This window comes from Vibrio sp. 1288, assembly GCF_033344475.1.
The window spans coordinates 1-721 of the sequence record NZ_JAWPOX010000483.1 but is presented as its reverse complement, the minus strand read 5'-3'; the positions used below and the strand labels follow the sequence as shown (position 1 = coordinate 721).

1 pseudogene is annotated in these 721 nt (G+C 49.0%); it reads right to left on the bottom strand.

The window, feature by feature from the left end:
* Positions 1 to 721, bottom strand: a pseudogene (locus R8O11_RS27530) (DNA mismatch repair protein MutS); the annotation flags it as partial.

The window sequence follows — 721 nt, the reverse complement described above, 5'->3', positions numbered from 1 at the left end:
TTTGAGTTCAGAACTTTGTCTTCATGCTCTTTAAGCTCAGGAATAATGTAGCGCTCGGCATTTTTCAGAGTTTGGCGACGCACGTAATGTGGCGGTACCAAATGGCTTTGGCCACGGCTTACCTGAATGAAGAACCCATGTACGGCGTTGTAGCCAACTTTCAGCGTATCGATGCCATGACGCTCGCGTTCATCCGCTTCGAGCTTTTCTAGATACTCGGTTGCACCATCAGCGAGCTTGCGCCACTCATCCAATTCTTCGTTATAGCCTTCTGCAATCACACCACCATCGCGGATCACTACCGGCGGGTTTTCTTTGATAGCACGTTCAAGAAGCTCACATACCTCATCTAATGGCGCAGCAAACTGAGCCAACTGCACTAGGTATGGATGAGCTAAGGATGCAGTGAGCGATTCTAGTTCAGGAAGTTGCTGCATGGCATGGCGTAGGCGAGCCATATCACGTGGACGAGCAGAACGTAGAGCAAGACGCGCTAAGATACGTTCAATATCGCCAATCTGTTTTAAAGTTGGCTGAAGATCGGTAAATAAGCCTTGATCTTTAATTTCACCAATCGCATCCAGACGGTTGTTTAGCGTATCAATACAACGCATCGGTTGATGCAGCCAACGCTTTAACATGCGGCTGCCCATCGGGGTTGAGCAATGGTCGAGAACTGCGGCGAGTGTATTGTCCGTGCCGCCAGCTAAATTTTTGGTGA